The sequence below is a fragment of the Microbacterium sp. Y355 genome, assembly GCF_059445345.1.
Map to the genome: position 1 here is coordinate 1103868 of NZ_JCAIUD010000001.1, position 13764 is coordinate 1117631.

At 64.1% G+C, this 13764-nt stretch carries 13 protein-coding genes; 7 read left to right on the top strand and 6 right to left on the bottom strand.

Features of this window, described 5'->3' with window-relative positions:
- Positions 1-67: 67 nt before the first annotated feature.
- The 3 genes from AC1C2O_RS05495 (at position 68) to AC1C2O_RS05505 (ending at position 3249) form a co-directional block, all read left to right on the top strand.
- The gene (locus tag AC1C2O_RS05495) at positions 68-952 is read left to right on the top strand and encodes a glycosyltransferase (protein ID WP_495429432.1); all 885 of its coding nucleotides are present in this window, start codon (positions 68-70) and stop codon (positions 950-952) included.
- Positions 953-1036: 84 nt separating this feature from the next.
- Positions 1037-2173 carry an NAD-dependent epimerase/dehydratase family protein gene (locus AC1C2O_RS05500; RefSeq protein WP_495429433.1) on the top strand — a complete coding sequence of 379 codons (1137 nt, stop codon included), beginning with the start codon at positions 1037-1039 and terminating at the stop codon, positions 2171-2173.
- Positions 2170-3249, top strand: a complete 1080-nt coding sequence (locus AC1C2O_RS05505) for an acyltransferase family protein (protein ID WP_495429434.1) — start codon at positions 2170-2172, stop codon at positions 3247-3249. Before AC1C2O_RS05500 ends, AC1C2O_RS05505 begins: the two co-directional genes overlap by 4 nt.
- A 7-nt stretch (positions 3250-3256) precedes the next feature.
- On the opposite strand, the gene AC1C2O_RS05510 is transcribed toward AC1C2O_RS05505, so the two are convergent.
- Genes AC1C2O_RS05510 through AC1C2O_RS05520 form a run of 3 tightly spaced genes read right to left on the bottom strand, consistent with a single transcriptional unit; the run spans position 3257 to position 6233 of the window.
- Positions 3257-4012 carry a glycosyltransferase gene (locus AC1C2O_RS05510; protein WP_495429435.1) on the bottom strand — a complete coding sequence of 252 codons (756 nt, stop codon included), beginning with the start codon at positions 4010-4012 and terminating at the stop codon, positions 3257-3259.
- Entirely contained in the window at positions 4009-5262 is a 1254-nt protein-coding gene (locus AC1C2O_RS05515) for a lipopolysaccharide biosynthesis protein (protein WP_495429436.1), read from the bottom strand. Before AC1C2O_RS05515 ends, AC1C2O_RS05510 begins: the two co-directional genes overlap by 4 nt.
- Positions 5259-6233: a glycosyltransferase gene (locus AC1C2O_RS05520; protein ID WP_495429437.1), complete on the bottom strand. Its 975-nt coding sequence runs from the start codon at positions 6231-6233 to the stop codon at positions 5259-5261. Before AC1C2O_RS05520 ends, AC1C2O_RS05515 begins: the two co-directional genes overlap by 4 nt.
- Positions 6234-6290: 57 nt before the next feature.
- Between AC1C2O_RS05520 and AC1C2O_RS05525 the strand changes: the two genes are divergently transcribed.
- The gene (locus tag AC1C2O_RS05525) at positions 6291-7304 is read left to right on the top strand and encodes a glycosyltransferase (protein ID WP_495429438.1); all 1014 of its coding nucleotides are present in this window, start codon (positions 6291-6293) and stop codon (positions 7302-7304) included.
- Here AC1C2O_RS05525 and AC1C2O_RS05530 read toward each other — a convergent pair.
- From AC1C2O_RS05530 to AC1C2O_RS05540, 3 genes are read right to left on the bottom strand one after another with little or no spacing between them, the layout of a single operon-like run.
- Positions 7289-7675, bottom strand: a complete 387-nt coding sequence (locus AC1C2O_RS05530; protein WP_495429439.1) for a DUF2304 domain-containing protein — start codon at positions 7673-7675, stop codon at positions 7289-7291. The two genes, AC1C2O_RS05525 and AC1C2O_RS05530, sit on opposite strands and share 16 nt — an antisense overlap.
- Positions 7672-8412: a glycosyltransferase family 2 protein gene (locus AC1C2O_RS05535; RefSeq protein WP_495429440.1), complete on the bottom strand. Its 741-nt coding sequence runs from the start codon at positions 8410-8412 to the stop codon at positions 7672-7674. The genes AC1C2O_RS05530 and AC1C2O_RS05535 overlap by 4 nt, the downstream gene beginning before the upstream one ends.
- Before the next feature lie 22 nt (positions 8413-8434).
- Positions 8435-10369, bottom strand: coding sequence for a DUF6541 family protein (locus AC1C2O_RS05540; RefSeq protein ID WP_495431681.1), 1935 nt, complete (start codon positions 10367-10369; stop codon positions 8435-8437).
- 106 nt (positions 10370-10475) lie between these two features.
- On the opposite strand from AC1C2O_RS05540, the gene rfbA reads away from it, so the two are divergent.
- The 3 genes from rfbA to AC1C2O_RS05555 are packed head-to-tail and all read left to right on the top strand — an operon-like array spanning position 10476 to position 13752.
- The gene (gene rfbA, locus AC1C2O_RS05545; RefSeq protein WP_495429441.1) at positions 10476-11348 is read left to right on the top strand and encodes a glucose-1-phosphate thymidylyltransferase RfbA; all 873 of its coding nucleotides are present in this window, start codon (positions 10476-10478) and stop codon (positions 11346-11348) included.
- Positions 11345-12343: a dTDP-glucose 4,6-dehydratase gene (gene rfbB / locus AC1C2O_RS05550; protein ID WP_495429442.1), complete on the top strand. Its 999-nt coding sequence runs from the start codon at positions 11345-11347 to the stop codon at positions 12341-12343. Before rfbA ends, rfbB begins: the two co-directional genes overlap by 4 nt.
- A complete protein-coding gene (locus tag AC1C2O_RS05555) occupies positions 12340-13752 on the top strand; it encodes a sugar nucleotide-binding protein (protein WP_495429443.1) in 1413 nt (470 codons plus the stop codon). Before rfbB ends, AC1C2O_RS05555 begins: the two co-directional genes overlap by 4 nt.
- Positions 13753-13764 lie beyond the last annotated feature (12 nt).

Here is a 13764-nt window from a genome sequence, read left to right on the forward strand (position 1 = left end):
GTCTCCATCGTATCGGTGAGCGTCCAACGCGAAGAATCTCAGGCGAGGAATCTAGACTGACACTGCCATGACTCTGCAGATCTTCGTACCCTTCTGGGGCGACCCCGACCTCCTTTTCGAGACGATCGACTCGGTGCTCGCTCAGCGCAACCCCGACTGGGAGATGACGATCATCGACGATTGCTATCCCGATGAGTCAGTACCAGAGCGGATGGCCGCGTACACCGACGCGCGCATCAGCTACGTGCGAAACCCAAAGAACCTCGGCATCACCGAGAACTATCGAGAGGCGATTCGCCGCGCGAGCAGCGAGTACATCACGATTCTCGGCTGCGACGATCTCCTGCATCCGCACTATGTCGATGTGATCACCGACGCGATCAATCGGCATCCGTCCGTCGATGTCGTCCAGCCAGGCGTGAAAGTGATCAACGAGCACGGCGCCACGATCAGGCCACTCACCGACCGAATCAAGCGGAGTGTGCTCACCCCGCGCGGGGGCGAGACGATCCTCAGCGGCGAAGTGATGGCGACCAGCCTGCTGCGTGGCGATTGGCTGTACTGGCCTTCCCTGACCTTCCGCACCGAAACGCTGCGCCGCATCGACTTCCGCGATGGCCTACCGATCATCCAGGATCTTGCCCTTTTGGTCGATATCGCGCTGGACGGCGGTTCCCTCGTCTACACACCACCGGTGGCGTTCTCCTACCGGCGACACGGCTCCAGCGCATCCCAGAAGACGCTGTTGGACGGGCGTCGCTTCCAGGACGAACGGTCGTACTACGCGACCGCTCGCTCGCTCGCCGCAGCAAAAGGTTGGCCACGCACGGCGCGAGTTGCCAGGATCCGACTGATGGGGCGCCTGCACGCGATCACCGAGGTACCGAGTGTCCTCCGGCACGGCAACCGCGCTGGACTAAAGTCGACTCTGGCTCATATCTTCGCGCCCTAACACAAAGCAGCGCTGAAACAAACCGGCGCTGAAACACGCTGTCGGCATCCGAAGCGAGATCGCTCGACTGGAGAGGTTTACCCCATGACCGAACACGTACTCATCACGGGCGGCGCCGGATTCATCGGCTCTCACCTGGCGCACCGGTTCGCACGGGATGGGCACCAGGTCACCGTGCTGGACTCGCTGTCCCCGCAGATTCACGGCCAGACGCCCGCCACCACTTCTCCCCTGCTGCGTTCACTCGACGGTGTCGCACGTGTGATCGAGGGCACCGTCACCTCCACCGACGATCTGCGTGGGGCGTTGCAGGGCGCCACCATCGTCATCCACCTCGCGGCGGAGACGGGGACGGGACAGTCGATGTACGAGATCGACCGCTATGTGAACGCCAACGTCGGCGGCACTGCCAAGCTTCTCGACCTCCTCGCAAACGAGGAACACTCCGTCGGCCGCATCGTCATCGCATCCTCCCGATCGATCTACGGCGAAGGCGCATATCGCACCGAAGACGGTCGCGTCGTCTACCCCGATCACCGCTCAGACGCAGACATGGCTGCCGGTGACTTCGACGTGCATCACCCGGGCGAAGGACCGCTCGAGCTCATCCCGACGGATGAATCGGCCGCTCTTCACCCCTCCTCGGTGTATGGCATTACCAAACAGATGCAGGAGTCGATGGTGCTGACAGTCGCACCCACGATCGGCATCGAGGCGACCTCAGTTCGGTACCAGAACGTGTACGGGCCAGGGCAGTCGCTGAAGAATCCGTACACCGGCATCCTTTCGATCTTCTCGACTCTCATCCGCCAAGGCAAAGAGATCAACATCTTCGAAGACGGCGAGGAAAGCCGTGACTTCGTCTACATCGACGACATCGTCGAGGCGACATTCCTTGCAGCCACCCTCCCGGCAGCCGCGGGCGAAGTGTTCAACGTCGGCTCCGGCGTCGGCACGACGGTGAATGAGGTGGTGGCGGCGCTGTTCGCGTCCCTTGGCCGCGAAGTTCCGACGCGCATCTCCGGAAACTACCGGCTCGGTGACATTCGTCACAACATCGCCGATACGTCCCGGCTGACCGATCTGCTCGGCTTCACCCCCGCCGTTTCGTTCCGCGATGGGGTCGCTAAGTTCGCCGAGTGGGTTCTGACCGAACCTGTCGAAGAGGATTCGTACCAGCGTTCCCTCGATGAGATGGCCCAGCGGAATCTTCTGAAGTGAGCCGTCCGCTACACGAATCGCGCGAGTTTCCGTACCGTTCGAACAGCCTCAACCTGTTCCGGTTGATTCTGGCGTTTCTCGTGCTCGTCGCGCATGCATTTTTCACCGCCGGCTACGACTGGTCGCCAGGATTCAACGGCGAGAACCTCGGCGGATGGGCGGTCATCGGGTTCTTCGTGATCAGCGGCTTCCTGATCACACGCTCTCGACTGGGTACAGATGCCGGAACCTTCCTCGTTCACCGCATCGCCCGAATCATGCCGGCGTTCCTCGTCTGTCTGGCGATCACGGCCCTCATCTTCGCCCCGATCGCACAACTCGCCACTCACGGGACGCTCTCTGGATATCTGACGACGGGGCCCACTCCGCTGGAGTACATCTGGGGCAACCTTTTCCTGCACATCGACCAGTACGCGATCGGCAATTCGCTGAGCGACGTCCCCTATCCGAATGCCTGGAACGGCTCGCTGTGGACTCTGTACTTCGAGTTCATCTGTTACCTGATCGTCTGGGTGTTCGGCGCGCTGGCCGTCTTCCGCCGCTCGGTTTTGCTGGTCGCCTCACTGTGGGCGGGATCCGTCGTCGTGCGCATCCTCACGGCCAATGGCGTCTCCGGTGGCCTGGACGGCGACTTCGATCTGCTCGCACGGCTACTGCCGTACTTCCTCGCCGGATCGCTCATCTACCTGGTCGTGCAGCGCTGGGGCTTCGTTCCGCTGATCGGCCTTGTATCGATACCGGTGGCGGCGATCCTGATGGTGTTCGTACCGACTGCCGGCGGCCCGCTCGCGGCGCCGTTCCTCTGCTACGCGCTGCTGTATCTGTCGACCATCGTGCCGCAGCCGCAGTGGATCGCGCGCAACGACGTCTCCTACGGCTTCTACATCTACGCGTGGCCCATGCAGCAGCTGGTGCTGATCTTCGGCGGCGCCCAGTTCGGAATCGTCGTGTACATCCTCATCACGACGATCGTCACCGCGCTCCTCGCAACGGCCAGCTGGTTCTTCGTCGAGCGTCCCGTGATGCGGCTCGCCCGCGGCAAGACGGCCGTCCGGGCGACTGCTGCGGCCTCGTAGAGACGGATCAGGTACGCGAGCGACGTCGCGCGCGCCGCCGCGCCTCGCGCCACAGCCGCAGCAACAATACCCGCGACTGCAGCGCCTGACGCAGCCCGCGCGGGCGCTCACTAGACGCATTCGCCTCGTGCAGGCGTCGGCGCACTGTGGGCTGCTCTACGTGTACGAGCTCGCCGCACGCGTTCGCGAGCGTCGCGAGCCACAGGTCGTGTGATTCGGTCAGGTATTCGGGGAACGGTGTGGCGACCGAAAGGAACTCCCGACGGATCGCCATGGCGCATCCGAAATACGGCGCATCGCCGATCAGGATCTTCCACTGGTTCCGGCCCCGACGCGGACCGTCCGCAGCACGCAGCAGCCAGTCCCGTCCGGTCAGCGGCGAACGCAGCGGCGCACCATCGCCGAGCAGTACGAGGTTGGACGCCGCGACAGCCCGCTCTGCCGTGGCCGCCACCAGCAGAGCCCGCCGACCATGCACCCAGACGTCGTCCTGATCGGAGAGCATGACGACGTCACCCGTGGCGCGCTGCAGCGCCTCCTCGAAGGTGCGGACGTAACCGTGGTTGGTCTCGCGGGCGTGCACGCGGACACGGGGATCACTGATGGCCAACAGCAACGCGACAGTGCCGTCTGACGACGCGTCATCAACGATGACCACTTCGTCCTGAGGCTCCAGCTCGACGAGGATCGAATCGAGCTGCTCGCGAAGGTACGCCTCGCCGTTGTAGGTCGCCATGCACACGCTGACTCGCACGTCGGTCATGCGCTCTCCTCCCTGGCATCAACGGGATGCACCGGGTGCTCGCGCAATGCTCTTCGCAGCACCGTCAGCAGGTATCCGGCGACGCACAGCTCGGAGATCGCGACCGCCCAGGCGACGGCCGGCACCGAGCCGAGCACCGCGAACAGGATGATCAGCGGGGCTCCGACGATGGCGCCGATCATCGTCGACACGGCGAGAGCGCGCACGCGCCCCAGGCTCACCAGGCACGCATAGCCGACCACTGCAGCGATCGCGATGCCGACGAACGCGACGCCCAGCGGCAGCGAGACCGACAGCGGCACGGGGTTCTCGCCGACCGAGAGCAGCGTCGACACCCAGGGGCTGAGGAACGCGATCAGCGCGCCGCCGATGATCCCGATGCCCATGGCCGCGACGGTCGCGATACGCATCCGCCGGGGACGCCCGCCATCGTTCGCCGGCACCCAGCTCTGGAAGAACTGCTGGATGGGCAGCAGCGCGATCGATGCATACCGGAAAAGCTGATTGGCCAGCGCAAACATCGGCTGCAACGGCAGCAGGAATATCCACACGGCGATCATCGGAAGTGTGACGTAGAGACTGGTCACCAGTGTTGCCGAGACGGCATGCCGCTGCGTCGCCAGCAGCGTTCTCAGCGGTGTGCGATCTTCGAAGTCGTCGTCCTGCGGCGAGCGTCGCACGACGAGCGCGGAGATGCTGACCGCTGCCAGGTAGCCGAGGCCCTGGAAGACCAGGTACACCCAGAGCTCGCGGGTGATCCAGACACTGACCAACCCGAGCACACCGCCGATGACAGTGGGCACCGTATCGAAGAGCAGAAGCCGCTTCGGGCGTCCCTCGCCCGTGAAGTACCAGTTCGCACCCAGATACGGCAGTAGATAGACGGCGGCGCCAAGGATCGAGATGAGCACTTCACCGCCGGTGAGGAAGATCAACAGCAGCGCGAGGAGCGGGAAGACGCACGCGTAGAGCGCGGCGCGGGCCTGCAGCGACCGACGGAAGAACGCAGGTCGACGATCTTCCTGAATACCCGCGACAGTCGCCGCGCCCACCGCTCCCCAGCCGAACGCGACGAGGATGCCGCCGAACTGGGCGACGGTCTGGATGAACGCCAGCGTGCCCCACGTAGCTTTGCCGACGGCATCCGTCAGCAGTGGGATCGCGACGATGCCGAGCAGCGTCACGATGATCACCGAGACGGTGAATCCGCTCAGGCGGCCCGCCACGCTGCGGATGCCGGCGACGCTCATGCTTGCTCCTCCTCGAGCACCGGAGCATCGAATACCGGGGCGTTCCACGTGATGGTCGCGGCGATGGGCGCAAGTGCCTCCGGCATCCGCCCCATCCGACCGCGGACAGCTGCGTTGATCGCCGCGCGGTACAGGCGCCACAGTGCACGTCTCGGGCGGGCCACCCAGAGCGCGTTCACGAAGTGGATGCCGTCGAGGAGGGTATCTTTCAGGATCTGACCCGGGGCTGCGGTGAGATACATCCGGTTCAGGATGATGCGGTTGCGCACTCGATAGAAGTAACGGAACGGCGTGCTCAACGTGGTCTCCGGCGGGATTCCAGGCAGCCGCACCTGGCGCCCGAAGAGCTCCCGGCGATACTGCGTGCCGAGCGCATGCCCGAGCCGGATGCCGCTCGCGGCAAGAACCGCGAAGCCTGCTCGCCGCAGCCGCAGCTCGTACTCGGTGTCGACCAGGTCGATGAAGAAGTCAGCTCGCAACTCACCAACGGCGTCGATGACGGAGACCGGAATCAGCATCCCCGATTGAATGACATTGGCCGCAGGGCTGTATACGGGAGCCGCATCCCCTCGCGCCTGACGAACCGCGGCAAAGTACTCGGGCACGACGACGCCCACCCGGACGCCGTCCGCCCTGGCGGCCTCAGCCGCGTCGACGAGAGCGTCGACGAAGCCGCTCGGGACGAGGGAGTCCTGATCGAAGGTCACAATCTGTTCAGCACCGTGCTCACGCGCAGTGCGGATGCCATCGTTGAGGGCCGCGGCGATTCCGATATTCTCCGGCTCGCGGACAACGGTAATGCCCAGCGCGGCCAGCCGATCGAAGACCTCGTCAGCGGCAGCACCTGTCCCATCGTCGACGACGACGACGCCCTCGACCTGATCGATTACGGAGGCAACCGCACGCTCCGCAGATTCGCCGGGACGATAGGTTGAGAAGACCGCCCACACGGGCTGGAGATTCGGTTTCATCGCCCACCTAGACTAGCCTCATTCGCTGATGCGAACCTCAGACAAGGAAGGCGCTCGATGACTACCGAACGCCCCCACGGCACCATCGTGCTGGCCGCGTACTCCCCCGATCCCGAACTGTTCCGTGTGCAATTACTCTCGCTGCAGAACCAGAGCGTGCGGGACTGGGACTGCATCATCTCCGTCGACGGTGATCGTGCACCAGTGGCGGCGCTGGTCACCGAGATCGTCGGCGACGATTCCCGCTTCCGGGTGATCGGCGATGACTCCCGCCGCGGTTTCTATCTCAACTTCGAGCACGGTCTGCAGGCTGTCTCCGCGGATGCCGCATGGATTGCTCTTGCTGACCAGGATGACCGCTGGGACGAAGACAAACTGGCGACGCTGCTGCCTCATCTCACCGACGTCTCCCTCGTCTCCGGACAGGCGCGGCTTGTCCAGCATCCGTCCGGCGAGGTGACCGGAGTGACCGATCGCCGAGACCGAGGCGCAGTGCTCACTGTGCTGTCGAATCAGTTCACCGGCTCCCTGTGCGTCTTCGACCGCGAGATCCTCGGTGATGCGCTGCCGTTCCCTCGAGTGTCGACGCGCGTGGCGACACATGATCACTGGCTCGCCGTCGTCGCTGGCACTCATCGCGGCACCCGCGTCGTCGATGATGTCGTACAGGACTATGTGCAGCATGCCGCGAACGTTTTCGGGGATCCGAGCCGATTGGAGAAGGCAGGTATCGCTTCCTCCGTGCGGAACATTCTCGGCCTCGCCGAGCGCTACGAAGGGTCACGCTCCCCTCGCGCGCTGGCGAGGATGACGTTCTGGACCTACGTCGGTTGGCGTCAGATCATGGTCGACACCCTCCGCGCCCGTCGTGGCACCGCCGCCGGCGAGATGGACACACTGTTCGGCAGCGGACGACGCTGGAGTGCACTGAACGGCCTCCTGCGGGCATCAGAGCGCTCTGGCGACGTACCCCGACGCTTCGTGACTGAGTATCGCGCAAGCTGGCTCGCCGGCGCTGTCAGCGGAGGTCGACGCGCCGCTACCCGTGCGGTCGCTCAGTCCGAGGGCTGAGCGTCTTCCGATAGGCCTTCCAACCGTTGCAGCCGCAGGTGCAGTGCTTCGGTCTCGGCACGAAGCAGAGCGGATTCCTCTGCCAGCCGGCGGATCTCATCCTCGGCGCTGCTGAGTTCCCACGACAGGTGAAACGTCACGCCGAGAAGTAACAGGAGGGCTGCGGCAAACAGAAGATTCGATGGCAGCTGCACTCCGAGCAGCTGGGTGAGACCTTCCCACATTCCGGGGAAGATACCCACGACCAACACGACCAGCGCGATCACCAGCCACAGCACGGCATACTTCTCGCGGAGGCGGCGCGTCAGCAGCATCCACAGCACGACTGCGATGATGACGACGGCGAGCACGATGCCGGCGACGATGATCATGTGGCGCTCACCTTCGGCTCAGAGTGATGGCCGGGATTACGCATCACGGCGAGTAGCAGCGCGAAAGCCGACCGGAAGAGGTAAACGGCGGCACCGATCGGATGCTGGCTGGGCGTGCCGTGCACGCGAGGGCGCATAGCCACCGGCACCTGCGCAACAGTGAGTCCGGAGTGGACGGCAGCCACCAGGGAGTCCACCGTATCGCCGAGATACTCGGCCGGGTAGTAGCTCACGTACTGTTCGATGGCCCGGCGGTTCGCGGCGCGGAACCCGCTGGTGACGTCGGTGAGGCGTGTCTTGGCGATCCGCGAGACGGCGCGCGCAAGGACGAGCATCGCCCACCAGCGTGGTCCGCGCACCGTGTACTCCCCCACCTCGGCGAAACGCGCGCCGATCGAGATGTCGGCGCCTTCGAGACCCGCGAGAACACGCGAGATGTCGGCGGGGTCGTGTTGCCCGTCTGCGTCGACCTGAATTGCGCGACGATATCCCTGACGGGCGGCGTAGGTGTACCCGGCGCGCATCGCACCGCCGACTCCGAGGTTGAACGGTAGCGAGAGCACGACAGCTCCTGCTGCGCGCGCGACATGCGCGGTGTCATCCGTGGAGCCGTCATCGATCACGACGACGTCGAATTCTGCTGAGGCCGCACGAATCTCCCGAATTGTGGTGCCGACGTTGCGGCTCTCGTTCCACGCCGGGACGAGAACGAGGACGCGATCGTGCTCTTGCGTCATCCGCTCGTTCTCCTCTGTTCGTTCAACCTCGCCCACAGGCGATCACCTCGTACAGTCTGGCATCGCCTTCGCTGTCGACCAGTCGCACGGCAGGTGAGTCCCCGAGATCTTGCACACCTGGGAGCGGGTTCAGGTCTTTTCTATGCACCTCGTCGCTGCCGAAGTCGAGCACAAAATCGACATCGAGAGCGTCGAGCGCATCGCACACCTCGGGCATCGATGCCGCATCCGCGAGATGCTCGTTGACGAGTTCGAGTTCCTCCGAGATATCCATCAGCGCATGCGGCATAAGCACCTGTCGATCCGACAGTGCATAGGCGAGACCGGCACCGGTAAAGGGGCTGCCGGCGATCACTGCGTCTTCTGGAACGATGTCGTCCACCCGCTCCAACAAAGCCAGCTCATCAGCGGTGAGCAGATATGAGCCGCTGTCATAGCCATACACGTCGCTCGCCCATTCCTGCGCCTTGGGTGTCACTTGCAGGTGGAAGGCGACGAACACGAGCAGCGCCGCCACGATCGCCGCGGTGAGCTGCAGCGCACCGGAGACGCGTCGGCGACGGAGCACAGTGCCCACGGCATCCGCCGTTCGCGAGATCCCGAGGGCAGCGAGCGGGACGAGCGCCAGAGCGAACAGCGCGGCGAGTCTCGGCCAGTTGTTGTACCAACTGCCGGTGAGGGCGTCACGGAGGTTTCCCCAGGGGAACGCGAGCGCCGCGACGAACAGCAGTGCACCGACAAACCACAGGGACGCCACGACGATCAACTCGGCGCTGCGCTCACGCACCACCCAGTACAGGCCAACCAGAATCGAGATACCGACGAGCCAGGCGCCAGCGGGATAGAACAGCGTCACCGACAGAACCCGCCATAGCGCCTCGCCGAGCCCCGATTCGGTAGGCCACTGCCGCGTCGCCAACGGGGGGCGTAGCGCGCGTAGAAGTGCGATACCTAGGACTGCGTAGCCGATCGCCCCGATGATGATCCAGACGCGGCGGCTGGAGCGAGTCGAGGCGAGCCAGAGACGCACGGCGAACGCGATCACCATGGGTGCGCTCAGCGCGAGCCAGCCGACAAAGCCACCGGGATGCGCCAGCGCGACACCCGGCAACGAGCCGATGATGATGAAGCCCCACCAGCCTGGGGCAAGCTGCCGCGCTGATCGTCCAAGACCGAGAAGCCCCGCCGTCGCCGCGAGCGTCACCGGCAGCGCCACGAGTGCGAGCTGGTACGGGTACAGCACGCCGAAATCCATCGGCAGCAGAGGGAAGGCGGGCACGGCGGCCGCGACGATCCCCGTTCCGACCATCACCGAGGGCGACGATCCGAGCAGGGTCCTGGACAGCACCAGAATGCCCAACGGCCATGTCACTGCGGCGGTCGTGATCGCCGCAGCATTGACGGCGAGCGGGATAGCCACCCCCGACAACTGCACGACGATCGCGACGGTCGCGTGCCACGCCGAGGGGTAGAACGGCAGTCCACCGCCGGGGCTCGTCATCTGACCGATCTCCAGCGATGACGCGATGCCGGTGTCGACGATGTAACGGATGGCGTTGAGGTGGAAGATGTTGTCGAACGACTGGGAGATCGCGTCCGGGGTCTGCAGCACCCGCACGACCAACAGGGCGATTGCGAGCCCCGTGACTACGAGCACCCCGACCGTCCACCAGCGCCAGCGCCGCGGGAACCGGACGGTGTCCTTCGTCCCTGTCGCCCGCCTGACCACGACGATTCCGACGGCGATCACCAGCGCGGTCGCAAGTGCGGGCAGGACTGACCAGCCGATGCCGAGCCAGCCAGCGATCGTGGATCCGAGCCCGATGACCGTGGTGGCGAAGACCGGGGCGGTAGCCGCGGCCCAGAGGCCGCGCAGGCCCGTCAACAACGCAAGCGACCACCCAAGTACTGCGTATACACCGAGGAGGACGAGCGCAGGCCACAACAAACCGAGCATTTCCACGTGGTATGCACCCTTCAGACCTTGATCAGAAAACCAGAATAGTCGGTGCTGCCTGGGGATCCGCGCGTGCCTGCTGCGAGTCGTGTGGCACGATGGACTCGTGAAGGGCATTATTCTTGCGGGCGGCTCGGGTACTCGGCTGCACCCCATTACTCTCGGCGTTTCCAAGCAGCTGATTCCGGTGTACGACAAGCCGATGGTCTATTACCCCTTGTCGACGTTGATGTTGGCGGGTATTCGGGACATTCTGGTGATCACGACGCCGCATGATGCGGAGCATTTCGAGCGGTTGTTGGGTGATGGTTCGCAGTTCGGGATCAATCTGACATTTGCGCAGCAGCCGTCTCCGGATGGTTTGGCGCAGGCGTTCACGATCGGTGCGGACTTCATCGGTGACGACAACGTCGCCCTCGTCCTTGGCGACAACCTGCTGTACGGGCCTGGGCTGGGCAGTAAGTTGCAGCGTTTCGCTGACATCGATGGTGGTGCGGTGTTCGCGTATTGGGTCGCGGAGCCAGAAGCGTACGGTGTCGTCGAGTTCGATTCCACGGGCCGGGCGATCTCTCTGGAGGAGAAGCCCGCCGTTCCCAAGAGCAATTTCGCCGTCCCTGGCCTTTATTTCTATGACAACGATGTGGTGCAGATCGCTCGCGAACTGAAGCCCAGCGCGCGTGGCGAGTATGAGATCACGGATATTAACCGGGCATATCTGGAGCGCGACAAATTGCAGGTCGAGGTATTGCCGCGGGGAACCGCCTGGTTGGACACCGGAACGTTCGATCAGATGACGGATGCCGCCGATTATGTGCGCACGATGGAGCGGCGCACGGCGTTGAAGATCGGTGTGCCGGAAGAAGTCGCGTGGCGTCAGGGGTATCTCACCGATGACGAGTTGCGTGAGCGTGCGGAGAAGCTTGTGAAGTCTGGGTATGGCACATACCTGTTGGATCTGTTGAAGAGAGGACACGCATGAGCCGTCTGCTCGTGACCGGCGGGGCCGGATTCATCGGGTCGAACTTTGTTCACCATGTGATCGAGAACACCGACAACCATGTCACGGTGTTGGATGCGTTGACGTATGCCGGAAACCGGGACTCCCTCGCTGGGCTCCCCGAGGATCGGGTCACGTTCGTGCACGGGAGTATCACCGACGCACCTCTGGTGGATGAGTTGTTCGCGGAAGCGGATGCGGTGGTGCATTACGCCGCCGAGTCACACAACGACAACTCGTTGGATGACCCACGTCCGTTCCTGGACACGAACATCGTCGGCACGTACACGCTCCTCGAAGCAGCGCGCAAGCATGACACCCGCCTGCATCACATCTCCACCGACGAGGTGTATGGGGATCTGGAGCTTAACGACCCGGAGCGGTTCACCGAGTCAACCCCGTACAACCCTTCGTCACCGTATTCGTCGACCAAGGCTGGCAGCGACCTTTTGGTGCGTGCCTGGGTGCGTTCGTTCGGGGTGCGGGCGACGATCTCGAACTGCTCGAACAACTACGGCCCGTACCAGCATGTGGAAAAGTTCATCCCCCGCCAGATCACGAACGTGATCCGCGGCATCCGCCCGAAGCTTTATGGCAAGGGTGAGAACGTGCGCGACTGGATCCACGCCGATGACCATTCCTCCGCCGTGCTGACGATCCTCGACAAGGGTGTGAACGGCGAGACGTATCTCATCGGCGCCGACGGCGAGAAGAACAACAAGGACGTCGTCGAGCTGATCCTCACGATCATGGGACAACCCGCAGACGCCTACGACCACGTCACCGACCGTGCCGGCCACGACCTGCGCTATGCGATCGACTCGACGAAGCTGCGCACCGAACTCGGCTGGACACCCTCGTTCGGCGACTTCGAAAGCGGCCTTGCCGCGACGATCGACTGGTACCGCTCGAACGAGAGCTGGTGGGCGCCGAGCAAAGACGCCACAGAAGCCTTCTACGCAGGGAAAGGCCAGTGAGCGACATCTTCGGCAAGAAGCTGCAGCAGATCGAGACGACGATCCCCGGCCTGGTGCTCTTCGAACTGCCCGTGCACGGCGACTCTCGCGGCTGGTTCAAGGAGAACTGGCAGCGCGAGAAGATGACGGCGCTGGGCCTAGAGGACTTCGGTCCGGTTCAAAACAACATCTCCTTCAACGACGCGGTGGGCACCACGCGCGGCATTCATGCTGAACCATGGGACAAGTGGGTCTCTGTCGCTACGGGGCGCATCTTCGGTGCATGGGTAGACCTGCGTGAGGGCCCGTCGTTTGGTGTGGCTTTCACCGCCGAGATCGATCCGTCACGGGCGATCTTCGTGCCGCGCGGGGTGGGTAACTCGTACCAGACGCTGGAGCCGGACACCGCATACGCGTATCTCGTCAACGACCACTGGTCGCCTGCCGCAGAGTATGCCTTCCTCAACCTCGCCGACGAGACGGCCGCCATCGAGTGGCCGATCCCGCTGTCTGAGGTCGAGATCTCAGACAAAGACAAAGTGCATCCGCGCCTTGCCGGTGTAACACCGATCGCGCCGCGCAAGACGCTTGTGCTCGGCGCGGCCGGACAGCTCGGCCTCGCACTGCACGCCCGACTGGGCGATGCCACACATATTGAATACGTCACCCGTGGAGAGCTCGACGTGACCGCTCCCGGCCTTGCCCAGGCGCGCCACTGGCGCGACTACGGCACGATCATCAACGCGGCCGCCTACACGGCCGTCGACACGGCAGAGACCGCCGAGGGCCGCCAGGCTGCCTGGCAGGCCAACGCCACCGCAGTGTCTGCGCTGGCTCGGGTCGCTGACGATCACGGCATCACGCTCGTGCACGTCTCCAGTGACTATGTCTTCGACGGTTCCTCCTCGGAGCCATACACGGAGGACGCCGCGTTCAGCCCGCTGGGCGTCTACGGACAGTCCAAAGCGGCAGGCGATCTCGCCGCGCAGACCGCCGCACGCCACTACATCGTGCGCACCTCCTGGGTAATTGGCGAAGGCAAGAACTTCGTTCGTACAATGGCTTCTCTTGCCGAACGCGGCATCGATCCGAGCGTCGTCAGCGACCAGATCGGGCGGCTGTCGTTCACTGAAGACGTCGCCGCCGCGATCCAGCATCTACTCAATGTGGATGCCGCCTACGGCACGTACAACGTCACCAGCAGCGGCGCGGCTCTTTCCTGGGCAGACATCGCCCGCGAGGTGTTCCGCCTCACCGGCAGCGAGCCCGCACGCGTCAGTGACGTCACCACCGCGGAGTACTTCGCGAACGCGACCTCCCCGGTCTCTCCGCGCCCGCTGAACAGCGTGTTGGGTTTGACGAAGATCACCGCCGCCGGGTTTGTCCCCCGCGACGGTGCAGAGGCACTGGCCGCCTACCTCGAAGTCTGAACCCGCGCCACA

Excerpts from the sequence above, each read along its gene's own strand:
- AC1C2O_RS05540 (WP_495431681.1), bottom strand. The coding sequence starts at position 10,369 with ATGCTCGGTTTGTTGTGGCCTGCGCTCGTCCTCCTCGGTGTATACGCA.
- AC1C2O_RS05510 (WP_495429435.1), bottom strand. The coding sequence starts at position 4,012 with ATGACCGACGTGCGAGTCAGCGTGTGCATGGCGACCTACAACGGCGAG.
- AC1C2O_RS05530 (WP_495429439.1), bottom strand. The coding sequence starts at position 7,675 with ATGATCATCGTCGCCGGCATCGTGCTCGCCGTCGTCATCATCGCAGTC.
- AC1C2O_RS05525 (WP_495429438.1), top strand. The coding sequence starts at position 6,291 with ATGACTACCGAACGCCCCCACGGCACCATCGTGCTGGCCGCGTACTCC.
- AC1C2O_RS05520 (WP_495429437.1), bottom strand. The coding sequence starts at position 6,233 with ATGAAACCGAATCTCCAGCCCGTGTGGGCGGTCTTCTCAACCTATCGT.
- AC1C2O_RS05500 (WP_495429433.1), top strand. The coding sequence starts at position 1,037 with ATGACCGAACACGTACTCATCACGGGCGGCGCCGGATTCATCGGCTCT.
- AC1C2O_RS05515 (WP_495429436.1), bottom strand. The coding sequence starts at position 5,262 with ATGAGCGTCGCCGGCATCCGCAGCGTGGCGGGCCGCCTGAGCGGATTC.
- AC1C2O_RS05535 (WP_495429440.1), bottom strand. The coding sequence starts at position 8,412 with ATGACGCAAGAGCACGATCGCGTCCTCGTTCTCGTCCCGGCGTGGAAC.
- rfbB (WP_495429442.1), top strand. The coding sequence starts at position 11,345 with ATGAGCCGTCTGCTCGTGACCGGCGGGGCCGGATTCATCGGGTCGAAC.
- AC1C2O_RS05495 (WP_495429432.1), top strand. The coding sequence starts at position 68 with ATGACTCTGCAGATCTTCGTACCCTTCTGGGGCGACCCCGACCTCCTT.